Below are 25,412 nucleotides of genomic sequence, written 5' to 3' on the forward strand. Positions count from 1 at the left end.
AGAAAGCTAACACTGCCTTTATATGTTTTACCCCTGGCCTTGTTCAGCATTTCTTCCGACAGGTCAATTGCCACAACTTCTTTGGCGTTTGCAGCCAGCCACTCTGTGTTTTTACCTGTTCCGCAACCAACTTCCAGGCAACTGGTAAAACCAATATTACTTAAGGTTTGCCTTAAAGAAACTGCTTCAAGATCACGGGTTTTATTCAGGTCAGTATCGTACTGTGCCGCCCAATTATTGTAGGCATCCTTTACATTCATTATGATAAAGTTTTAAATAGTTTTTTGCCAAATGTAAATGATGCACGCAATACAACATTTCAGACCGTCAACAGTTTAATAAATGACTTATTTAAATTATTGCCTGCTCTTAATCCTGCCGGCAGGCAGCAGATGCATCAACACTTGCTTACTGCATGACGGCAGTGATAGCTGTTTCTGACAGCTTAAAATAAGGTATGAGCATTGGCGATGAATGCCCGGCATTGGTGAGCACCGCACTCTCTTTTAAGTTTAATAAAAGGCGTTGCCGATGAATCAGGTTCTTTGAGCTTTAAATATTGCAACAATAAAAGCAGGTATGCGTTCTCAACAACCAACATTCTTAATTTTAAGATTGATGATAATTATGGAGCGGTTGATGACCCGCGGTAGCTGTGGTGGAGACTATGCAGGTTATTGGATCGTTGGCATCAGGCGAGTACAAATGTTTACCAACGCCTTCTATAAAACCCCGCTTTTAATGGCTTTGCCTATAAGTGCAGCCGTATTTTTTACTTCAAATTTTTCCAGGAGACTTTTACGATGCGTATTTACGGTGGGCACGCTGATGAAAAGCTTCTCTGAAATTTCTCCATTGGTAAGGCCTTCGGCAATTAATTGCAACACTTCTTTTTCACGGCGGGTAATAAGCGGTTGCCGTTGCTTTGATTCCCGTAATGCAAGCGCTGTTTCAAAACTGAAATATTTTTTGCCGTTCAACACTACGCTTATTGCTTCCAGCAATTCTTCTTTGGTTGCATTTTTTAAAACATAACCTGATGCTCCGTTTTCCATCATATCCTGAATAACGGTTTGTTGGTTGAAAGTGCTAAGCCCTAACACAAACACCGATGGATGCAGTTGCTTTACTTTTTTACATAAATCTATACCGCTCATATCGGGCAGGTTTATGTCCATTAATATTATATCGGGCTCTTGCAGTTTCAGGAAACTCAGGCACGACGCGGCGTTGGTGGCATGGCCCATCCATTCAATATCATTTTCATTTTGCAATAACGAACGAATGCCTTCAATTACCATATAATGATCGTCTACTATAAAAATGCCTGTTTTCATTTACTGAAGTTATTAAGATAAGTGCTGTCAAATAGTAAATTCTATCATCACCGACGTGCCCTTATCAACCCCGGATTGAATATCTAATTTGCCATTTAAAAATTCCACCCGGTTTTCAATGTTGTGCCAGCCCATGCCGCCAGATTGTTTCAGCGAAGCAACATCAAAGCCTTTTCCATCATCTTCCACAGTAATGGCCAGCAACCTTTCCTTTTCAGCCTGGTGCAACTGCACCAGTAAATTTTTTGCCTGTGCATGTTTAATGGCATTATTCACCAGCTCCTGTACAATGCGGTAGATAGTAACGGCTGTGGTTTGTTCTATGCCGGCATTGTTCATGCCCACAGACTGATAGCTTACACTTATTGCTCCACTGCGGTCAATCTCGCTGCAAAATTCTTTCAACGCTTTGTCAAGGCCGTACTTTACCAATACTTCTGGCATCATGTTATGGGCCACACGACGCATTTCTTTTATAGAACTGTCAAGCATATCAATGCTGCGTTCAAAGGCCTGCGCATTTTCAGGGGTCATAATTAAATTCTCTTTCATATTGCTTAATGAAAATTTTATACCGCTGAGCATTCCGCCCAGTCCATCGTGCAGGTCTTTCGCAAGCCGGGTACGTTCCTGTTCTTCCCCTTTTAATACGGCCTCTGTGGCGGTAAGTTGTTTTTCTGTTTCCAGTTCATCAATCTTTGCCTGTTGTAATTTTTGACGGTTGCGATAATTGTGGTAAGTGAGCAGTAAAATAACCAGCAGCGCTGCTGCTCCGCCGATGAGGAAATAATTGAGTATATTTTTTTGATGGATTTGTGCTTGTTGTATTTTTATCCGGGCTTCTTTTTTCTCCGTTTCATATTTTTTTTCAAGTTCTGATGATTGCTTCGATAATATGCTTTGATTATAAGAATCCTCGAAATCCTCAACCTCCATTCGTAATGAATATGCTTTTGCAGGCTGATCCAGTGCAAAATAAATATTCGCCAGTATGCTTTTGATTTCAATAATACCGAGTTTGTCTTCGGTTTTTTCCCGGATGTAAAGCGCCTCCGTGGCGTATTTCTCTGCTTCTTTATATTGCCTTAGCTGTGCATATATTGATGCCAAAGCCGCAAGCGTTGAAGACTCAATACCCTTGTCGCTGTTTTGCCGTGCTATTTCCAGGCACATCAATCCATACCTCAGCGCTTCATTCAATTTTCCTGTTCGCAGATTGATAGAACACAAATTATAAAGTGCATACGATTCAATTCTTTTTTCCCCGATTTCCCGGCTCACTTTTAATACATTTTCTGATACGGCAATGGATTTATCAAAGTCTTTTGTAAGATTATAAGTATAGGCAAGGTTGTAAGATTGCGTTGCTTCCTTTGCCTTATTATTCATTTCCCTGGCCAGGGTTACTGCAAGCTTCCCGTATTGTATAGCTTTATCAAATTCAGAGCGGGCCAGGTAAATTCTTTGCAAAGCTGAATAGGCATCCTGTAATAAACTTTTTTCATTTAGCCGTTCAGCAATCTGCAAACCTTTAAAACAAAATTGTACACTCCTTTCATTATCGCCATTATTGTCATATACTTCTCCAAGATTTAAGTAGCCGGCAGCGATATAAAAAGAATCTTTAAGGCTTCCTGCAAGCTGCACAAAAGTTTTACATTTCTCCAAAGCCAGACTGTCTTTTCCTTCAATCCTTATAAGCGATATTTCATTGATCAATGCAAGAAACCGGCCCTTGTTATAACTTATTTTTTCGCTAAGAGCTAATGCATCTGCAGTATATTTATACGAAGCAGCTATATCACTGTTTTTAGTGGCCTTTGCCAGATTATTGAGCAACTTTACTTTAGCGGTATCTTCTTTTGCAGCAGTTAACAAATGTAGCAGGCTGTCTTTGTTAAGCCCATTCTGCGCTGTAACAATAAAGCCTGCAAGCAAAGCGAATAATATAAGCAGCAATTTTCTCATTCCGTAAATTACAGTTTTTCTGTTACTGCAAATAAAGGCTTGTAAGGGTTTATTTTTTCTCCTCTTTTTAAATGATTTTTTTGGAAGAACAGGAGTTTCCTGTTATTTTTTTTTGACGTCTGTGTAAGCAACAATCATTCAAGCATAGCTGTTGCCACATTTCCGGAATAAAAAATATATAATTATATTAATAAGTTTTAAACAGGCGGTGGCCTCGCACGCACAGAAATTATCTGTGACATTTGGCATAACGCTTAAATTGTTTGAGCCGGCCTGTTTTTTATAAGCTTAAAAATAATTTTAAAAAAAATTTGCTTAAACGATTAAATGCTCCTACTTTCGTTTTTGTCTGCTGTTTTTGAAATGTGTTTGCCCGGTTGCTTAAACGATTAAATATTATATTTTCGGCTTTAAAACTGTATTGGCTCGGTCAAAATCAAAATTTGCTTAAACGATTAAACTCTCCTCTATGCATTGCTTAACCAAAATCGAAAAAAAATTCCGGGAACTTTCATTCCCGCAATTAATTGCAATCCCTTTTAGCGGCATGAAGGTGCTGAAGAAAGCTGCTTTCTGAATCACCGGCCTTCATGTTATTTAATTGCCCGGCTTATACATAAGCCAATAAGCACTTGCTTATATCATTAAGCAAGCTGGTAAGCTCTTGTTCTCTCATCTAAAATTAACGTACATGCATTTCAATCTAACTGTTCAGCGCTGCGTATGGTTACGCGGTTTTAAATTTAAAAAAGGCGCCCTCAAATATGGGTTAACGCTTTTTTTCGCTTTCCTTTTATCGCACACTGTGCTCTTTGCCCAGCAAACAATTACAGGCAAGGTTATAGATGAAAAATCAAATCCTCTCGTAGGCGCTACTATAAGGGTTTCGGGTAGCCGCACAGCGGTGCCAACAGGCCCGGACGGCTCATTTTCCATCACTGCTTCAAAAGGACAGGTGCTGGAAATATCTTATGTGGGAAAGGCAGATGAAAAGGTGACGGTTGGAGATAACACAGTTATTAATATTACCTTGAAAGACCAGGGTGCATCAGACCTTGACGAAGTTGTTGTTACAGGTTATATGACCCAGCGTAAAGCTGATTTAACCGGCGCTGTTGCCGTTGTTACCCCGAAAGAATTAAGTAAAAGCCACGGCCAGACCAATGTAATGCAATCATTGCAGGGCGTGGTGCCGGGCCTTCATGTAACAACAGATGGCAACCCGGCAGGTAATGTAGGCATACAGGTAAGAGGTATGACATCTTTAAATGGTTCAAGCCCATTGATAGTAATAGACGGTATGCCTAGTTATATGAACCTGCGTGATATCAACCCCGATAATATTGCTTCCATGCAGATATTAAAAGATGCCTATTCTGCGAGTATTTATGGAACGCAGGGCGGCGCTGGTGTTATTCTTATACAAACCAAAAAAGGCCAGGCCGGCAAAGCCAAAATATCTTATAACGGTTCTGTAGGATTTTCTCAATGGAGTAATAAGCCTGATATGCTGAACACAATGCAGTATGGTACTGCTTTATGGCAGGCTGCAGTAAATGGAGGCCAGGACCCAAATACGGCAACACAGATTTATAGTTACGATTGGCATGAAGATAATAATGGCATCCCCGTACTGGATAAGGTTACACCTCGTCAATATTTAAATGCCGATTCTACCATGATTGCTGCCAATACCAACTGGCTTGACGCTATATCACAAACAGGTATTCAGCATAACCACCAGCTTACCATTTCAGGTGGTAATGAAAAATCCACATCACTTCTTTCTTTAAACTTTTTGCAGAATGAAGGAACACAGTTATATACAGGGTTTAAAAGGTTCACAGTTCGCGTAAACACAGAATATAAAGTGATAGGCGATCATTTTACCATCGGTGAAAATATTGAAGCCTCTCATTTAATAGACAACAACCAGAATGTAACGCACCTGGCATTGGTGGAACCTTCCATCATCCCTGTACATTCTACTGATGGCGGCTGGGGCGGCTCTGCCGTTGCATTAGGTATGGATGATTACTGGAATCCTGTAAGGGAGCTTAGTTTAAATAAAGACAATGGCAATAAATACAATAAAATTTATGGCGATGTACATGCTAACGTAAAGTTCCTGAAGAACTTTAATTTCCGCTCTCAACTTGGTTTAATTTACACAGATGGTTATCACAGAACTATCCAGTTTACTTTCCAGGAAGCGGGTGGAAAATTCAATCCTATCAACAGTGTTGATCAATGGTACTGGAGAGAAACCACGCTTGATCTTACCAATACACTTAATTATAAATTGAACACGGGTAAGCATAACCTGGATGTACTGGCAGGTATGGAGGCCAATAAATATATTACTGAATTTATGGATGCCAGTCGCCAGACACTTGCCTTTGAAAATTATGACTACGCTTATATAAGCACGGCTACAGGAAATATGACATTGGGAGGTGGCGGCGATAAATACAACCTGCTTTCTTACTTTGGTAAGTTTAACTATTCCTACAATTCAAGGTATCTTTTATCAGGATCATTAAGGTATGATGGTTCATCAAAATTTGGTTCTAATGAAAGGTTTGCTTATTTCCCGGCTGTTTCTGCCGGATGGCGCATAAGCCAGGAAGATTTCCTAAACGACAGCAAAGTTCTTTCTGATTTAAAACTCAGGGTAAGCTGGGGCAAGAACGGAAGCCTTGCCGGTATAAATTCATTAAACGCCCAAACTTTCTTTGCACCAAATTATGGTTTTACATCTTATGCCATCGGCGGCAATGAGACCGGCGGCAACCTGCCTTCCGGCTTCTACAGGGTGCAAACAGGCAATGCAAATTTGAGATGGGAAGCTACTTCTCAAACCAACATTGGTATCGACTTTGGATTTCTTAACCAGAAACTTTCCGGTTCATTGGATTTCTACAGGAAATATACTGACGGTATGTTGATACGTCCACCTTACCTCGGCACATTTGGTGAAGGCAGTTATCAATACATTAATGCCGCAAATATGACAAATAAAGGTTTGGAACTTTCTCTTGCGTATAATGGTAATGCAGGTAAGGATTTTACTTACCAGGTTAGCGGCAACATTGCTTATAATACAAATAAAGTAAACGATTTGCCACAAACCGTTACCTACACATGGGGCGGTACTTCACAAAAGGAAGATGGTATTGCGGGTCATCCCTGGGGGGCTGTGTATGGCTTTATTGCTGATGGTATTTTTCAAAACGAGGAGGAAGTGGATAATGCTGCTGCGCAACCCGGCAAGGGAGTTGGAAGGCTTCGCTATAAAGATATTTCAGGCCCCGACGGCAAACCCGATGGTGTGATTGACTACAATTATGACCGCACCTGGATAAGCAACGGTTCTATCACTCCAAAATTTGAATACGGGTTTTCTATCAACCTTGCTTATAAAAGCTTTGACCTTTCTATGTTCTGGCAAGGTGTTGCAGGTGTTGACGTGTATAACGGATGGAAGAGCTACAGCGATTTTTGGAATGTATGGATACAAAATGGCTTCAACCATCCAACACGTGTGTTAGATGCATGGACGCCAAGTAACACCAAATCCACCATTCCTGCTTTGTCATTGAATAACGTAAACGATGAGCTTAGAACATCTACTTACTTTGTTGAGCCGGGACAGTATTTAAAACTCAGGAATATCCAGTTAGGATATAGCCTTCCCAAAACGTTTGCATCAAGGTTAAGCATGGATAAATTCTATGTATATGTAATGGCGCAGAACCTGCTCATGTTTAAGAGCTCGAAGTTTACCGGCCCTGACCCGGAAAACCCGGAAGGCAGTGACTATGCAAATCCTTACGTAATACCAAGAATTTTTAAGGCAGGTATTGAAATATCATTCTAACTAAGCCGATGATCATAAACAAACATCTGATCAAATCAATAAAATACAAACAGATGAAAAAAATATCAAATTATTTATTCTTATCCATAATCCTTCTTTCAATAGCCAGCTGTAAAAAGTTTTTGGATGTAACGCCGCAGGCCGTTGTTACAGAAGGGAATGTAAGCACGCCCGATAATATAGACGGGCTTGTAATTGCAGCCTATGCATGGTTGCCACACGAAGGGATTATTAACCAGAAATTAAGCCCCTGGCTGGCTGATATAAAGTCTGATGATTCTTATAAAGGCGGTGGTGGCATTGGCGACCAGATACCCTGGTATCAATGGGAAGTGTTTTCCTTAAATACACCAAGCACAGGTAATAACGATGGCATATGGTATGCTGAATATGAGGGCGTATCAAGGTGTAATACCGCAATAAGAGCGTTGAATGTTTTGGATGCTTCAACTTATCCGCAAAAAGATCAGCGGATTGCAGAAATGAAATTCCTGCGCGGTTATTTTTTCTTGGACCTGAAAAAATGGTTTAAGTGGATTCCTTATTTTGATGAAAATGTAATGAATGATTCCATTGCAAAAATTCCAAACCGTCCTGCAGATGCACAAAATGATCTTGATATCTGGCAACATATATACGATGACTTTGCCGCTGCTGCAAGCATATTGCCTCCAACACAAACCGAACCGGGCCGGCCAACAAAATATGCAGCCGAGGCAGAAATGCTGGAATGCCTGATGTGGATGGCTTATGAGCAGGATATAAATAATAAAGTGGTTAATATTAATACGGAAACATTATCCAAAGCACTCACCATTGCTGACGATATTATCAACAGCGGCAAATACAGCCTTGCACCGGATTTCGCTATTAACTTTTTATTCGATTACGATAACAAATCGCCTGAATCAATATATGAATGGCAATATTCGCATGATGATGGAACCACCAATGGTAATTTAAACGGTGGCACGCCATTGAATGCGCCCTGGTGGCCTCCATATTTCAGTTGCTGCGATTTTCATAAAGCTTCATACAATATGGTGAATGCATTTAAGGTTGATGATAAAGGCATTCCAATTTTTGATGATTTTAATAATGAAGAAATCACCAATAAGCAATCTTATTTTGCCAATAATGAATGGGATCCGCGCATCGGCCACACAGTAGCTATCCCGGGTTTACCATGGAAGTATCAGCAGGAGCTGTTATTCGACAGCAGCGGTGCAAGAGACCCGGCTAACTATGGTTACTTCAATTCACTCAAAGAAAATGTGGAATCAAACAGCCCCGGCCTTGTTAATCTTTTCTGGATGTGGAATTCAAAGAATGAAATTGCCATTCGCTACGACAGGATATTATTGCAGAAAGCTGAAATACTCATCAGGCTTGGAAGGGAAAAAGAAGCATTGCCTATTATAAACTCAATACGCCAGCGTGCCGCCAATAGCACGGGCCGTTTAGTTTTCTCAAATGGTAAGCCAACACTGGATTACAAAATAAGCCTGTACCAGGATGGCATTAACTGTACATGGACAAAAGATTTTGCATGGAAAGCATTAATGTGGGAAGACCGTTTAGAGTTTGCAATGGAAGGTGTGCGTTGGTATGACCTTGTTCGCTGGGGCGTTGCAGAACCTGTCTTAAATGCCTACTTCGCAAAAGAATACCCGCGCAACAGGTCATGGATGAAAGATGGAAAATTTACTTCAGGGCGTGATGAATTTATGCCTATACCGCAACCGCAAATGAATTATTCATTCGGCGTGTATAAACAAAATGTAGGCTATTAATTTATAACAATGATGGTTTGTCTCTTAAGAAATGGGTATGGTGCCTGCACAGGCAGGCATCTGCCCATAATTTAAAAAGTTGCGGATGTATTAATGATTAATATAAAAAAAACAGTTATAATAGATAATTCACAGATGCATTTCTGCTTCTCACATAAAAAATTCTTTTTGCTTTTTGCCTGGGCTTTCTTCATCATAAAAAATTCTCAAGCACAGGCAGTACCAGCGAACGTAGAATGGATAAGGCCAATTAATGAAAAAAGCCCTGCCGTATGGGGCATTCATAACGGAATTGTTTTTGGCCTATGGCCATATGACATTGAAAACCCGGTAAAAGAAAAAGAAGGCGGTCCGCGGGGTTTGATACGGGTGGGTTATGAATTCAAAGGGCATATTGATATGATCAATTTTATTGCAGTGGAACCTGTGGTTAATGGTAAAATGGAGTTTAGTGAAATCTCTCCGTCACGTGTTGACGGCAAATGGGGAAAGCTGATGTGGGCAAGCGACAGCTCAGGCCCCGGCCGTTATTACCCTGCTGCCATAAGCCGCGGTGTGATCACGCATCCTGATCCTCTGCATGCTGATGTGGAAGAACTTTCTTTATATGTTTTTATGGAGCAGTTTTTAAACGGTGCGCATCCTTATTTTAAAATAAGTATTCGAAGTGACCGGCCAGAAGAATTGTGTTTTCAAATATTTAATGAAGAAAACAGTGCGCCTATGCAGCGGTGCGCATTAACTGCCACAATGGGTAATTATTCAAGGCTTCGTTTATTATACTTAAAAAATAAAATTGTAAAAGCAGGAGAATTATACAACGGGTTTGATGGAATTGATTTTATAGAAAAGAAAACATATCCGCTCAATGAATTATTAAAAGATAAAAATGATGATTATATTGTTCTCGCTGAAACTAACGAAAGTTTTGCTTCGCTTTCATCATGGCCGCAGCAGCAAGCTTATTATGCAAGATGGGGCTGGCGCTATCGTCCTTTTTTCAAACTAACGCAATACTGGAAAAAAGAAAAACAGCAGGCCGATACATCATTATGTGTACGTGTAAACGGAAGAGCAAAATATTGGAGTGGCGGCAGCGTTAACAAAAGCAATTATATAGATATACCGGGCGGCGTGGCATTTGAGAATTTTGAAATGAGAGAAAAATATTATTCAGGTCAAAAGTTTTATTTTGGGCTAAGCAGGAAAACGCCGGCGGAAATAGCGCCACAGATTGCTGAAATGAACAAGCCATAAAAACATAACAAGTTTCAAAAAACCAAACCGTCTTAATGAATTAAATATTTATAATCGTGGTCAAAATCTATGTACTAACAAACCAAAAAATACACACATGAAAAAAAACTTATTATTTGTTTTAGCAAGTTTTATATGTGCAGGCGCTTATGCACAGTCGTTCAACGGCATTAATTCAGATCTCAGCAACATTTTTATGATGTCTGATGCCAAAACACGTTCTATCAGTCCTGAAAACTTCAATGGTGAAAAAGGCAAGGGCGGTATGGCAACAACAGGTACCGGCCTTAACGCATCAAGAGATTTAGGTAAAGGATGGAAGGTAAGTCCCAGTGTTGTTATTAAAGCGCATACAACCTTTACGGTTGCGGAAATTTCCGGCCCCGGTGCTATTCAGCATATCTGGATGACGCCAACCGGCAACTGGCGTTATTCCATCCTGCGTTTTTACTGGGATGATGAAACCACGCCATCCGTTGAAGTACCTGTAGGCGATTTCTTTGGCATGGGATGGGGTAAATACGCCCAGATAAATTCCCTGGCTGTGAACGTTAATCCGGGCAGCGCATTCAACTGCTATTGGCCAATGCCTTTCAGAAAAAAATGCAGGATTACCATGGAGAATATTGATGATAAAGACATGGTATTGTATTACCAGGTTGATTATACATTAACCGATGTGCCTAAAGATGCCGCTTATTTCCACGCACAGTTCCGACGCACTAATCCATTGCCTTATAAAACAGATTATGTGTTGGTTGACAGCATCGTTGGTAAGGGCCAGTATGTAGGCACTTATATGGCCTGGGGCGTGCATAATAACGGATGGTGGGGCGAAGGTGAAATTAAGTTTTTCATGGATGGTGATAAAGAGTATCCAACCATTAACGGCACGGGCACAGAAGATTATTTCTGCGGCTCTTACGATTTTGATACCAGGAAGAAAAACGATGCCGGCGTGGAAGAAGTGAACTATACAGAATTCTCTACTCCGTATGTGGGCCTTCACCAGGTAATTAAAGGAGATGGCCATTACCAGATTGCACAAAGATTTGGCATGTACCGCTGGCATATTGCAGATCCTATAAGGTTTGAAAAAAATCTTAAGGTAACGATACAGGCGCTTGGCTGGCGCGATGGCGGCCGCTATCTTCCGTTGCAGGACGATATTGCCTCAACAGTTTTCTGGTACCAGGCAGAACCGCATAATGCATTTCCGGCACTGCCTGACAAAGATCATCTGGAGGTGAATTAAGCAGGAATAGCATTGCTTCTGTAATATTGTAACCAATTACAATACAGTTCACCTGAAAATGCAGTTACAGTGAAAAAAAGTTTTGTCCTCGTTCTTTTTGGTTTGTTCATATACATGCAGTTGTTTTCTCAGGGGGGCAATAGCAGTATTGCTCCCTTTAAAATAAGACTCACAAACGGGCAAGGTTATACGTATGAACAGCTTTCCAAAAACAAACCTGTTGTTTTAATTTATTTTTCACCCACCTGCGATCATTGTAAGGAATTTACTGAAGCTATGCTGAAACGCATAAATAAATTACAGGACAAACAGTTTGTAATGATTTCTTATGAAAATTTAAAAGAAGTAAAAGCCTTTGATGATAGGTATAAATTATCCGGTCATCAAAATATAAAAGTTGGTTCAGAAGGTTACACCTTTGTTGTGCAGAAATATTATGACATTCAGCGCTTTCCTTTTGTTGCGGAATATGATAAAACAGGCAGGCTGAAAAAAATAATACGCGGAGATGTAGATCCGGAAGATATAGCCAGCCGGTTATAGAAAACTTTTAGCTTTTAAGTTATAAGATCACACCTAATACTCATATAGTGGAAAAGAAAGTAGCACTTAAAGATGTAGCACAACATATTGGCGTATCCGCAGCATTGGTTTCTTATGTATTGAATGGAAAAGAAAAGGAAGCGAGGGTAGGAGCGGATATGGCCAAGAAAATACGGAAAGCTGCTGCTGAATTGAATTACCAGCCAAACCTTATTGCCAAAAGCCTTAAGATGGGCAAAACAAAAACAATTGGGTTAATTGTAGCTGATATCTCAAACCCTTTCTTTTCAACTATAGCAAGAATTGTGGAAGATGAAGCAAAGAAACATGGGTATGTAGTAATTTTCGGCAGCAGTGATGAAAGCGCAGAAAAGCAGCTTGATTTGATTGACGTGTTTTCAACAAGGCTGGTTGACGCTTTTATTATTGCGCCTGCATCCGGTACGGAAAAACAAATTGAAACCATAGTAAAAAGAGGCATACCGGTTGTTTTAATGGACCGTTTTTTCCCGGGGTTAAAAGTTGATTGCGTTCATATCAACAACTTTAACGCTGCCGGTAAGGCGGTAAAGCAGCTTATTAAAAATAACCGCAGGAGAATAGGCATGGTAGCCTATGATACAATGCAGTCGCACATGCAGGATAGAAAGCAGGGATATAAAGCAGCATTAAAAGAGAATAATATACGCTTTAAAAAGCAATGGCTTATTGAGGCCAGCTACCAGAATATTGAAAAAGATGTGGCCGCAAAATTAAAAGCATTGCTTAAGCCTTTACAGGTTGATGCTTTGTTTTTTGCTACCAACTCGCTGGCCGTTGCAGGGTTGAAAGAAATAAACAAACTGGGTATTAAAGTACCTGATGATTTAGCTATTATTTCTTTTGATGAAAGCGGTGCCTTTGATTTTTTCTATTCGCCGGTTACTTACGTGAGCCAGTCGCTGGCAGATATTGGTAAAGAAGCCATAAAACTTATTTTGAACAGGCTGCATAATAAAAGTAAAAAGAATGCTGATGTTATTGTGGAAGCAAGATTAATTGTTCGAGAAAGTTGTGGCAGTAATTTATAAATAATTGAATGCATGATAGCTGTTGCTTAAACGATTAAAACGTTAATGCGCGAATATATCATTAAACAATAGATCGTCAGTTCAGAATACTTAACAGACAAATGAAAATAACTATCATACAATATTTCAAAGACTTATTTTTAATAGCTGTATTATTTTTTGCGTCTCCTCTTTTTGCTCAAAAAAAGATTAATCTTACTTCGCCAAACGGGCATATTGAGTTTAAGTTTATGCTTACAGATTCGCTGCCTGTTTACAGTATTCTTTATAATAAACAAATAATTATTGAACCTTCTTCATTAAGCCTGGATTTTGCTCAAACCGGGTTATTTGGCAAAAAATTAAATGCAGGTAAAGCTGCATACCGCGCAGGCGTTGACGATTATAATTTAATTGTTGGCAAAACAAAAAAAGTGCATGATGAATACAATGAAGTTTCTATTCCGTTACAGGAAAGCAAAGGCGATAAGCGGTTAATAAATTTAATTGTAAGGGCTTTTAATGATGGCATTGCATTCAGGTATGAAATACCAGCGCAGGCAAACTGGCATTCTTATGAACTGGCATCTGAAAACACAACTTTTAAATTTACAGGTAATCCCATGGTGTTAACAGGTTTCTTGCCTGATTATACATCATCACACGAAGCGCGTCATCAATGGCTTTCGTTAAATGAAATAAAAGAAGATACGTTAATGGATATGCCAACGCTGGTTCAGTTTCCGGGCAATATTTATATGGGAATAACTGAAGCAGAGCTGGTTGATTATGCAGGTATGTATCTTGTAAAAAAGAATGGAGTATTTGAAAGTAGTTTATCGCCGCTTCCCAATCAAACAAACATAAAAGTAAAAGCAACATTGCCGCATCAATCTCCCTGGCGCGTTATGCTCATAAGTAACAGGCTTGGCAATTTAATAGAATCTAATATTATTACAAGTTTAAATGAGCCATGTGCAATAAAAGATGTATCGTGGATTAAACCCGGTACTTCAGATTTTCATTGGTGGAATGGCGATATATTGCCTGACACAACTTTTCCGCCGCAGGAAGATTTTAACTTCAATAAATACTACATAGATTTTTGTTCACGTAACCAAATTACCTATCATTCTGTTATCGGGTATGGGGGCTATCCCTGGTACACAAGTGATGCAGAAGGGTATGGAGTTATTGGCCCGAATACGGATGTTACCAAACCTGTTCCAACAGTTAACATGGATCAGATTTGTGCCTATGCCAAAAGTAAAAATGTTGGTATTAGATTTTGGGTGCACTGGCAAGCCATTTATCCTGATCTTGAAAAATCATTTGCGCAGTTTGAAAAATGGGGTCTTAAGGGAATGATGGTTGATTTTTTAAATCGTGATGACCAGGAAATGGTAAACATTCAAACGCAGATATTGCAGGCTGCAGCAAAACATCATCTGCATATTCAATTTCACGGAGCTTACAAACCAACAGGGCTTAGCAGAACTTATCCCAATGAGTTTACCCGTGAAGGAACCTTAAATTATGAGAATGATAAATGGGGCGATATAATTACACCTGATGATGATTTAGGCGTGGTGTTTACAAGAATGCTTGCCGGCGCAACAGATTATCATTTGGGTGGTTTCAGGGCGGTACCGGCTTCTAAATATAAAATTCAATACACAAGGCCATTAGTGGTGGGCACACGTTGCCACATGCTGGCAATGTATATAGTGCTGGAAAGTTATTTGCAGATGATATGCGATTATCCTGAAGCATATGAAGGCCAGCCGGGTTTTGATTTTTTAAAGAACATTCCAACAACCTGGGATGAAACAAAAGTGTTGAATGCAGAAGTAAATAAATATATAACCATTGCAAGAAAGAAAAACAATAATTGGTATGTAGGGTCTATTACAAATCATGAAGCGCGACAGTTAAAATTGAATCTTGATTTTTTACCTGACGGAAATTATGCGGCTGAAATATATGCCGATGCTGCAGATACAGACGAAAGCCCAAATAACCTTACGAAAAGTATTTCAGATATAACCAATAAAGATATAATTACAGTAAGCCTTTCCGCTGGAGGAGGAGCTGCCATCCATATTTATAAAAAATCATAAACATGATCGCTGATAAATAGGTATATCATTTAATTAAAACAAATCATCGCTTAAACGATTAATTATGAATTCAACAAAAAGAAACCTGCTGTTATGTTTTTTGGGAGCAAAATCTCTTCATGCCAGGCGCTCTTCCATAATGCAAGCAATAATTTTTATATCATTAAGTACGCTCTTTATGACATTATCTTCATGTTCAACCTCAGAGAAAAAAGAACCCGCCGAAAATGCAGATTCGGCAAATTATGAGCAAGGAACATTTGGTTACGATTTGAATTTTCTGCAGCAGCATGATAGTGTTATCATTTTAAAATCCAATAACGGCAATGCACAGGTAATTGTATCGCCTAAATACCAGGCAAAAGTTTTTACGTCAACTGTTGACGGCGAAAGCGGTTTTAGTTTCGGCTGGGTAAATTACAAGGCATTCAGCGGCCCCGAAGATGCGCACATGAATGCTTATGGCGGGGAAAACCGTTTGTGGCTTGGCCCTGAAGGTGGCCGCTTTTCTTTATTCTTTAAACCCGGCGATTCAATGGTTTTCGATCATTGGAAAACACCGGCTGCATTTGATACGGAAGTATGGAAGGTAACGGCACAAACTGATAATAGTGTTACCATGCAAAAAGATATGCAACTCACCAATTACCATAACACGCCATTACAATTATCGGTTACCAGGTCGGTGGCTATTTTAAATAATGATGAAATACAATCCAACACCGGCATAACACTGGATGCAGGCGTTAAGGCTGTGGCGTATGAAACAACCAATACATTAATCAATACAGGCAAAGATGCCTGGACAGAAGCAACCGGCATGCCTTGTATATGGATATTGGATATGATGAAGAATACGCCTTCAACAGTAATTGTTGTGCCTTATAAAAATGCTAAGGGCGCCAACTTTGAAGATGTAGCTACAACAAATTATTTCGGCGAAATTCCTCCCGACAGGTTAAAGCATGATGATGATAAACTTTTCTTCAAAGCTGATGGCAAAAGCCGTGGCAAACTTGGCATCAAACCTAAATATGCAAAGCCCGCTATCGGCAGTTATGATCCTGAAAATAAAGTGCTGACGATTGCTACATTTGAACCAGATGCATCGGCTAAATATTTAAACCAGGAATGGAATACAATAAAACCGCCATTTTCCGGCGATGCAGTAAATGCTTATAACGATGGGCCTTTGGCCGATGGTTCGCAAATGGGGCCTTTCTATGAAATTGAAAGTGTATCACCTGCTGCTTTCCTTCAGCCCAGTCAATCACTCGTGCATAAACAATCGGTATATCATTTCACAGGCGATCAAAAGGCATTGGATGCTATCAGCCAGCAACTATTAGGCGTGTCTTTGAACGAAGTAACGTCAACATTTAAATAACGTCAATCGTGAATCGCCAAACGTGAAAGTTCAAATGTCAGTAATGATTCTTATTCACGTCTCATGATTCACGCATCAACAACTCAATAACAAAACAGACTATGAATAAAACAGATTATCCAAAGATTGGCATTCGCCCGATTATCGACGGGCGGCTAGGTGGCATTCGTGAATCACTGGAAGAAACTACCATGAAGATGGCGCAGCGTGTCGCTGCATTTTATACAAGCGAATTGCGTTATCCCGATGGTTCGCCTGTGCAATGTGTGATAGCAGATTCCTGCATTGGTGGCGTGCAGGAAGCAGCGCAATGCGCTAAAAAATTCGAAAGTAATAATGTTGGTGTGTCATTATCTGTTACGCCCTGCTGGTGTTACGGAAGTGAAACAATGGATATGAACCCTTATTTGCCAAAAGCTATATGGGGTTTTAACGGAACGGAAAGGCCTGGTGCTGTTTATCTCGCAGCAACGCTGGCTGCGCATAACCAGTTTGGTTTGCCGGCATTTGGAATTTATGGAAGGGATGTGCAGGATTTGGGTGATGAAACAATTCCTGCAGATGTAAAAGAGCGCCTGCTAAATTTTGCACAGGCAGGTTTGGCGGTAGCCATTATGCGTGGCAAATCTTACCTCGCCATTGGTTCTGTATGCATGGGTATTGCAGGTTCTATTGTAGTGCCTGATTTCTTTCGTGAATACCTCGGTATGCGCAATGAATATGTTGATTCAACTGAAGTCTTGCGCCGCATAGAAAAGAAAATCTATGACGAATCGGAATTGGAAAAAGCATTGGCATGGGTAAAGAAAAATTGTAAAGAAGGGGATGATTTAGCAAATGAAGAAAACAAGCAATCATCAAGGGAACAAAAAGATAAAGACTGGGAATTTGTTGTAAAAATGACGCTGATAATACGTGACCTGATGCAGGGTAACCCGCATTTAAAAGATAAAGGTTTTGGTGAAGAAGCATTAGGCCATAATGCAATTGTATCGGGCTTCCAGGGCCAGCGTCAATGGACGGATTTTTTGCCTAATGGCGATTTTTCTGAAGCGATTTTAAATTCATCATTCGACTGGAACGGCGTTCGTGCACCTTATACCGTGGCAACAGAAAATGATTGCTTTAACGGAGTAAGCATGTTGTTTGGATACCTGCTTACCAATACGGCACAAATATTTGCTGATGTAAGAACCTACTGGAGTCCGGAGGCTGTTGAACGCGTAACGGGGTGGAGGCCGGAAGCTTCAGCAGCCAATGGTTTCATTCATCTTATTAATTCCGGTTCAGCCACATTAGATGGAACTGGGCAGCAGCAAAGAGATGGCAAACCTGCCATGAAACCTTTCTGGGAAATTAAAGAGGAGGAAGCAAACGCGTGTCTGGATGCAACCACGTGGTATCCGGGCAATAAAGGCTATTTCAGAGGTGGGGGCTTCTCTTCAAAATTTGTAACCAGGGGTGGCATGCCGGTAACTATGTGCCGCATTAACCTGGTGAGAGGACTTGGCCCCGTATTGCAGATAGCAGAAGGAGAAACCATAGATCTTCCGCAAAATGTTCATGATATTTTAGATAAGCGCACCGATATTACCTGGCCCACAACCTGGTTTGTGCCGCGTATAACAGGCAAAGGCGCTTTCACAGATGTATATAACGTTATGTTGCATTGGGGTTCCAATCATGGCGCTATAAGCTATGGCCATATCGGCGATAAATTAATAACATTGGCTTCTATGTTGCGTATTCCGGTTTGTATGCATAATATTGGCGAAGAAAGAATTTTCAGGCCTTCTGCATGGAATGCATTTGGATCGGAAGGTGAAGGGGCAGACTACCGTGCCTGCGAAAATTATGGTGCCTTGTATAAATAACCTTAAGGCCACTTGAGAAAGAGGCTTATTAAAAGGTTAACTTATAGTATCAATTTAAATTAAATCAAAAAAAGTGCTCTCCGCCGGAGAGAATTCAGGAAGGCTATGAAAGATAAAAGACCATCACTCTTTGTAAAAGACGGCATTAATTATTTTGGCCCATTTGCAGCAATCAGCGCCTTATTTTTTCTGTGGGGTATAGCACATGGCATGCTTGACACACTGGATAAAAATTTCCAGATGATGCTGCATTTGGAAAAATGGGAATCGAGCTTTATTCAATTTTCCCTGTATGGCGCTTATTTTGGAATGGCAATACCCGCGGGCATGTTTATAAAAAAATACGGCTATAAAAAAGGGATAATTCTTGGGCTTTCGCTTTTTGCAGCAGGGGCTTTGATAGCTGCAGGTACTGCCACCTTTCAATCCTTCATTTTATTTTTGCTTTGCCTGTTGATTATCGGCGCAGGCCTTGCAACGTTAGAGACCGCTGCCAATCCATATACAACAAAACTTGGTCCTCCTGAAACAGCAGAACGGCGCATTAATTTTTCCCAGTCTTTTAACGGGCTTGCCTGGGTTATAGGGCCATTGATCGCTCTATATATTTATGGCAACCAAAGCCATGTGGAAGGCGAAAAAATGATTTCCATTATTCTGCCTTTTGCTATAATTGGATTGGTGGTTTTGGCTATTGCATTCATTTTTATGCGCATAAAATTGCCGGAGATAACAGAAGCAGATGAAATAGCCGCGCATGGCGGTGCGGTAACGCAAACTTCAGAAACCGGCATAGTAACAAGCGTTGATGACCCGGCATATATATCTCCCAAACCATTATGGAAGAATACGCATTTCACCATGGGCTTTGCTGCCCAGGCATGCTATGTGGCTGCACAAACCGGTGTTTTTAGCTACCTCATAAATTTTGTTACTGATCATGATATGCATCCCCGTTTTGATGTGGAATATGCGCCTTACTTTTTATCGCTTGGCTTTTTATTATTTATGATCGGGCGTTTTTCGGGCAGCTCTATGATGCGATTTTTTAAACCTACCAAAATGCTTGCATTGTATTCACTTGCAGTGTGCATTCTATTGCCTATAGTATCATTTGAGCTGGGATGGGTTTCACTGATTGCGCTTTACGGTGTTTTCTTTTTTATGTCCATTATGTTTCCCACAATTTTTGCATTAGCAATTAAATCGCTTGGACATAATACTAAGGAAGCTGCATCTTTCCTGGTAATGGCAGTTGCGGGTGGAGCAGTGTTTCCGCCCATAATGGGTGCTGTAGCCGATAATTATGGTATGGCAACGGGTTTTCTTGTACCAATACCTTTATTTCTATTCATATTATACTATGCACTGAAAGGACATAAAGTGTTGGCATGATTGAATGAAATCAGAATAAAACTTAAGATGATAACGTGTAAATTATCAGGTTAACTAAAATTTACAGAGACTCATTTATTGATACGGGAAATCTTTAGTATCAGCAGTAACTTATTCAGGAGATATCTCCTTGCGCCAGGATGAGGTTTCAAAGCCGTTATATTTAACAATCACCCGCTTTGTTGGTAGCATAAAACATAAATAATATCACTATAATGAAATTAATCCTTTTATGCATATCGTTATGCGCTGCAACATGTTTGTTTGCACAAAAAACGATCACAACAGCTGACGAATTAAAGCAATTGTATAACGTAGGCGATTTGCCTGCGTATCGCTCAAACACTTATTCCGCCCAGGTTTCAACGTATGATACCACCGGTGGTAACAACGATGGTTTTGGCGGACAGTATTCATTCATCAGAAGGAATGCCGACAGCAGCCTTGTTATTTTTGATGTAAAAGGAACGGGTGTTGTCAATCGTATCTGGACGCCAACGCCCACTACAGATACACTTGATTTTTATATTGATGATGCAAAGCAGCCGGTATTGTCTATTAATTATATGGATCTTTTCTCCGGCAAGGTTTACCCGTTTGTGCAGCCGCTTTGCGGTAACCAGGTTGGAGGTTATTATTGTTACTTCCCCATACTTTTTCAGAAACATTGTGTAATCGTTAGCAGGGGTAAGAAAATGATGTTTCATCAAATTGGTTACAGGTTGTATAACAAAGGAACTGTGGTTCAGCCTTTCACAACAAACATTGACAGCGGTATAAAAGATGCATTGAATGCAATAAGCAGTTTATGGAAGGGTAACGAAGTGAATAAAGCAAAAGCAATTGCCGCAAACAATGCCGGTACAAAAATTACTGATACATCTTTTTCTATTAAACCGGGTGATACAAGGCAGGTATTTGCATTGAATGCCGGCGGCAGGATTACGGGTATTGAAATCAGCCCGTCCAGCAGTTTTGCATCGTTGTACAAAAATATTATCATGCGTGTGTTTTGGGATGATGAAAAATTGCCGGCCATTGATTGCCCTGTTGCAGATTTCTTTGGCTTTGCATTTGGAAAACCTTCCATGCAAAGCTTGCTGGCAGGTTCAGAAAATAATATTTGTTACAGTTTTATTCCAATGCCCTTTGATAAAAAGGCGCGTATTGAATTCAGTTTTTTGAATGCAAAAGACAGTGTGTTGGCAAGCGTTGACCTGCATGCAAAAATTTATTACACACTTCAGCAGCGGGATGCAGGTAAAGAAGGAAAATTTTATGCATATCGAAACAGTGAAGAAACAAAAGACGGGCAGCCGCATGTTTTTCTTGATATAAAGGGCAAAGGACATTATGTGGGTTCTGTATTGCAGGCACAAGGGCTGCATACAGGCATGACAATTTTTTTTGAAGGTGATGATTCAACGATTATTGATAATGAAATGCGTTTTCATGGCACCGGCTCGGAAGATTATTTTAACGGCGGCTGGTATGCTTTGTTAAACCGTTGGGATTCAAAAATGAGTTTGCCATTGCATGGCGCTTTGGATTATTCACTTGCTTTTGCAAGAACGGGGGGCTACAGGTTTTATCTCTCTGATAAAATGTCGTTTGAAAAAAATATTTATCAAAGTATAGAACATGGTGGTGAACATAATGCGATACCTGGATTATATACCTCTGTAAGTTATTTCTATTGCGACAGGCCGCTGCAGTTATCATCATCCAATACGAACGAAAATACAAAGGTTTACATACCAGATACTATCAATATCTATCCACAGTTTTCCGGTATTGAAATTGGTTCTGATATGAATATTAAAGCTGTATGGGATAAAAATGATATAGGGCAAAGCTTTGATATAACCGCCCCGGATAAAGGGATGTTGAAAGTAAACCTGGGTGATATACCTGCGGGCCATTACAAACTTTTTATTTCTTATGTAAAGCAACCGGGCGGCTGCGATTTTTCTGTATGGCAAAGACAAACTCAAATATCAGGATGGGTGTCATCCGGTGCCCCAGAAAAACAGGCGGCGTTTGAATATACAGGTGATATTCCTGTAACCGAATTAAATAATTCAGCTACCATTCAGTTTAAAACAACAGATAAGGCTAATAGATTTTTGTGGGTTAAAATGATGCTGGTAAAGAAAAAATAATTCTGTTTTCGTAATAACATTCACAATGCCAGGTGCTACTAATTTAATTTTCAAAAAAAGTCTGAAAAAGTTTGCTTAAACGATTAAATAAATATATGTTTGAGGCACAGATTTGCTTAAACGATTAAACAGCCATTTTCCATGAATTTTTTTATCCATTAATTATTTAACAAGATGCTTGCCTGATAATTACACGCTTTCCTTCGGCGGATTAATGGTTTTAAAAGATAGCTGTGATTCTCTGCAAATGGTTTAAGGCCTGCTCAAATATGCACAGTCAATAACTGTACACTAGTTCTTTCGCTTATCATTTCATATTTCTTCAAAACAAAAAACAACGCTATGGGTTCTCTTTTAAAAATGCCACCAATGTTGCTGCGATGCTTATTGCACTTCAGGACGGCCATGAAAAAAACATTTTTTATTGCAGTTTCTCTTACCTGTTTTCAGTCTTTTCTTTTTGCGCAACAATCTGCCATTACAGGAAAAGTAACAGATGAAAATGCTGCTCCCCTGGCCGGGGCTACTGTTAAAGTATCCGGCAGCAACACCGCCGTGGCTACAAATGCTGATGGCACTTTTTCTATCAGTGCATCCAAAGGCCAAACGCTGGAAATAACTTATGTGGGCAAGATGGATGAACAAGTGGTAATTGGCGATAATCATTCTCTCAATATCACATTAAAAGATGCAGACGCTGGTTTGAATGATGTGGTTGTTGTAGGATATGGTACACAGGCAAAAAAAGATTTGACCGGTTCTATAGGTGTAATATCACAATCAAAAATGGAGAACCAGGCAACCGTAGGTATCGGGCAAAATCTCCAGGGCAAACTGGCCGGTGTTCAGATAATTCAAAATAATGGAACGCCTTATAGCGGCACTCAAATCAGAATAAGGGGAACGGGTTCTTTTGGAGCATCCAGTAATCCGCTTATAGTAATTGATGGTATGATCACCAATGATGGATTAGCAAATCTTAACCCGAATGATGTAGAGAACATAACGGTTCTTAAGGATGCTGCTTCCGCTGCGATATATGGTTCAAGAGGGGCTAACGGCGTTGTAATTGTAACAACCAAGAAAGGCAACTTTGAAGCACCGATGAAAGTTAATTTCTCCGCTTATGCAGGAGTGGATCAGGTTCGTTATAAAATACCAACATTAACTGCAAAGCAATATGCCGTTCAGGTAAATGATTATTATGGAGCTGCAAATTTGCCTCAGCCTTTTACACAGGAAGAAATTAGTTCGTACGGGAAAGGAACTAACTGGGTTGATGAAATAACACAATCAGGCTTTAAGCAAGATTACTCTTTATCGATTTATGGAGGCACCAAAAATAATGCATATGCAATAGCTGCAGATTATTTTGATGGCCAGGGCGTAATTAAGAATACAAATTTTAAGCGTGGTAATATTAAGATAAGTGATGATAACCGTATCCTGCCCAATTTAAAATTAGGCATAAGCCTGAATATCAATTATGGTGTATCGAACAATACAGACTGGGGCCAGGCAATTGACCGCGCCTTGATATTTCCGCCTACAGAACCAGTTTATGACGCAAATGGAGATTATAGCGCCGCCATACATAATGGAGAGCCCGTAACCATGCTCAACCCCTTAATAGCAGTAAACCTTTGGAAGTACAAGCAAACATGGAAAAAATTATTGGGAACAGCTTATTTGGAATGGGATATTATTAAAGACCTGAAATTTAAAACTTCGCTTAATGCAGAATATTATGGATGGAATCAGGACCACTTTATTCCTTCTTACACTTTTGGCCCTGCAGGATTAATAGGCGACCATCCGATTGCAGAGCTTTATGTAGATCAGAATGAAAATGTTAACTATGAAATTGATAATATCCTTACTTATACCAAACGCATAAACCAGGATCATAATTTAACAGTTATGGCCGGTTATACATTTCAGCAAACAAATGGATCTAATTTAAATGCCTCAAGAAATGACTTTTTAAATAATGATCCAAACATGCAGGTAATAGATGCCGGTAACAGTAACATTAGTAATGGCGGCAATAAATATGCATGGGCCATTCAGTCTTATCTTGGCCGTATAAACTATGCCTATAAGGACAAATATTTACTGAGCAGCAGTTTAAGAATTGACCAGACATCACGTATCGCCTCAACGCACAGAACAGGTGTGTTTCCGGGAGCATCGGCCGGCTGGGTTATTTCAAAAGAAAAATTTTTTGAAAATGTATCTGCTGTCAATAATTTGAAACTTCGTGCAAGCTGGGGTATTTTAGGTAACCAGGATATTGGAACATATCCATATCAAACCACACTTAATTCTACCGGGTTGTATTATCCATTTGGTGCAGGCGGCGACGGCACCACATATACCGGTGTTGGACCAACCAGCCTGGGCAACCCTAATATCCGCTGGGAGAAAACATCAACTTACGGTGCGGGATTAGAAGCTTCTTTTTTGAATAACAGGTTATCTTTTATAGCAGATTATTATAAAAGAAATACTTCTGACATTCTTGTTCAAATTCCTTTGCTTGCAACTTCCGGCGTTAATAATGCACCTTACCAGAATGCCGGCAGCGTATCAAACACAGGCATTGAATTAACATTAGGTTATTCCGATCAGATCGGTAAATCTTTTAAATATGATGTTAGCGTTAACTGGACGCATAATAAAAATATTGTTACAAAAGTTCCGTCGCCTATAGTGAATTCTTTTAGTCAAACTACAGTTGGCAATTCCATAAATGAATGGTATGGCTATGTGCAGCAGGGCATTTTTCAAACACAGGAAGAAATTGATAAAGCGCCAACGCAACCAAATGCTGCACCCGGCGATATAAGGTTTAAGGACTTAAATAATGATGGTTTAATTAATTCTGATGACAGAACATTTATAGGATTGGCAGTAGCGCCTAACACCTATGGCGGCAGTATTTCCATGTCTTACAAAGGCTTTGATTTGGTTACAAGTTTTTACGGGCAAACCGGAGCGCTGAGAAGTATAGATCAGGTTGGTTTTGCAATAACAAGAGGCGGCGAGCAAACTTCTGCATGGATGTATAATCAAAGATGGACAGGTGAAGGAACAAGCAATTATGTGCCAAGAGTTGTAGCAGGCGACCCGAACGATAATTATCGCCGGTCTACTTTCTGGTTAAGATCATCTGACTTTTTCAGGCTTCAAAATGTGCAGATTGGATACGACTTTACCGGTTTATTAGGCAATAAGGCTGCTACCACAATACATAAACTGCGCTTTTATGTGGCAGCGCAAAACCTTTTCTGTATTAATTCTTATCCGGGATGGGATCCTGAACAAAGTATTAACGGTGGATATCCAATGCCCAGGTCTTTTTATGGCGGTATAAATGTGCAATTCTAAAC

General features: G+C 40.0%; 15 protein-coding genes. 12 read left to right on the forward strand and 3 right to left on the reverse strand.

Annotated features, from left to right (window positions below; all coding sequences use genetic code 11):
* The 3 genes from ACTHN6_RS01650 to ACTHN6_RS01660 all read right to left on the reverse strand — a co-directional run.
* A partial coding sequence (locus tag ACTHN6_RS01650; protein ID WP_440433968.1) for a class I SAM-dependent DNA methyltransferase occupies positions 1–260 on the reverse strand: 260 nt, incomplete at its 3' end.
* A gap of 462 nt (positions 261–722) precedes the next feature.
* Positions 723–1,337 carry a response regulator gene (locus ACTHN6_RS01655; protein WP_440433969.1) on the reverse strand — a complete coding sequence of 205 codons (615 nt, stop codon included), beginning with the start codon at positions 1,335–1,337 and terminating at the stop codon, positions 723–725.
* Between the two features lie 27 nt (positions 1,338–1,364).
* On the reverse strand, positions 1,365–3,305 hold the full coding sequence (locus ACTHN6_RS01660) for a tetratricopeptide repeat-containing sensor histidine kinase (RefSeq protein WP_440433970.1): 1,941 nt from the start codon (positions 3,303–3,305) through the stop codon (positions 1,365–1,367).
* A gap of 691 nt (positions 3,306–3,996) precedes the next feature.
* Between ACTHN6_RS01660 and ACTHN6_RS01665 the strand changes: the two genes are divergently transcribed.
* The 12 genes from ACTHN6_RS01665 (at position 3,997) to ACTHN6_RS01720 (ending at position 25,410) form a co-directional block, all read left to right on the forward strand.
* Complete coding sequence (locus tag ACTHN6_RS01665) at positions 3,997–7,185, forward strand: SusC/RagA family TonB-linked outer membrane protein (RefSeq protein WP_440433971.1); 3,189 nt, start codon at positions 3,997–3,999, stop codon at positions 7,183–7,185.
* A 53-nt stretch (positions 7,186–7,238) separates the two neighbouring features.
* Positions 7,239–8,978, forward strand: coding sequence for a RagB/SusD family nutrient uptake outer membrane protein (locus ACTHN6_RS01670; RefSeq protein WP_440433972.1), 1,740 nt, complete (start codon positions 7,239–7,241; stop codon positions 8,976–8,978).
* A gap of 93 nt (positions 8,979–9,071) precedes the next feature.
* Positions 9,072–10,235: a hypothetical protein gene (locus ACTHN6_RS01675; protein ID WP_440433973.1), complete on the forward strand. Its 1,164-nt coding sequence runs from the start codon at positions 9,072–9,074 to the stop codon at positions 10,233–10,235.
* A 97-nt stretch (positions 10,236–10,332) separates the two neighbouring features.
* A complete protein-coding gene (locus ACTHN6_RS01680; protein ID WP_440433974.1) occupies positions 10,333–11,490 on the forward strand; it encodes a glycoside hydrolase family 172 protein in 1,158 nt (385 codons plus the stop codon).
* Positions 11,491–11,559: 69 nt separating this feature from the next.
* Positions 11,560–12,033, forward strand: a complete 474-nt coding sequence (locus tag ACTHN6_RS01685; protein WP_440433975.1) for a TlpA family protein disulfide reductase — start codon at positions 11,560–11,562, stop codon at positions 12,031–12,033.
* Positions 12,034–12,080: 47 nt separating this feature from the next.
* Complete coding sequence (locus ACTHN6_RS01690) at positions 12,081–13,103, forward strand: LacI family DNA-binding transcriptional regulator (RefSeq protein WP_440433976.1); 1,023 nt, start codon at positions 12,081–12,083, stop codon at positions 13,101–13,103.
* A gap of 101 nt (positions 13,104–13,204) precedes the next feature.
* A complete protein-coding gene (locus tag ACTHN6_RS01695; RefSeq protein WP_440433977.1) occupies positions 13,205–15,202 on the forward strand; it encodes a glycoside hydrolase family 97 protein in 1,998 nt (665 codons plus the stop codon).
* Between the two features lie 178 nt (positions 15,203–15,380).
* Positions 15,381–16,589, forward strand: a complete 1,209-nt coding sequence (locus ACTHN6_RS01700) for a DUF6786 family protein (protein WP_440433978.1) — start codon at positions 15,381–15,383, stop codon at positions 16,587–16,589.
* 101 nt (positions 16,590–16,690) lie between these two features.
* Positions 16,691–18,463, forward strand: coding sequence for an L-fucose isomerase (locus tag ACTHN6_RS01705; RefSeq protein ID WP_440433979.1), 1,773 nt, complete (start codon positions 16,691–16,693; stop codon positions 18,461–18,463).
* Between the two features lie 105 nt (positions 18,464–18,568).
* A complete protein-coding gene (locus tag ACTHN6_RS01710; RefSeq protein WP_440433980.1) occupies positions 18,569–19,858 on the forward strand; it encodes a sugar MFS transporter in 1,290 nt (429 codons plus the stop codon).
* Between the two features lie 215 nt (positions 19,859–20,073).
* On the forward strand, positions 20,074–22,020 hold the full coding sequence (locus ACTHN6_RS01715; protein WP_440433981.1) for a glycoside hydrolase family 172 protein: 1,947 nt from the start codon (positions 20,074–20,076) through the stop codon (positions 22,018–22,020).
* Between the two features lie 405 nt (positions 22,021–22,425).
* Complete coding sequence (locus ACTHN6_RS01720) at positions 22,426–25,410, forward strand: SusC/RagA family TonB-linked outer membrane protein (protein ID WP_440433982.1); 2,985 nt, start codon at positions 22,426–22,428, stop codon at positions 25,408–25,410.
* Positions 25,411–25,412 lie beyond the last annotated feature (2 nt).

It is taken from the genome of Parafilimonas sp., assembly GCF_051953455.1.
Lineage (GTDB): Bacteria > Bacteroidota > Bacteroidia > Chitinophagales > Chitinophagaceae > Parafilimonas.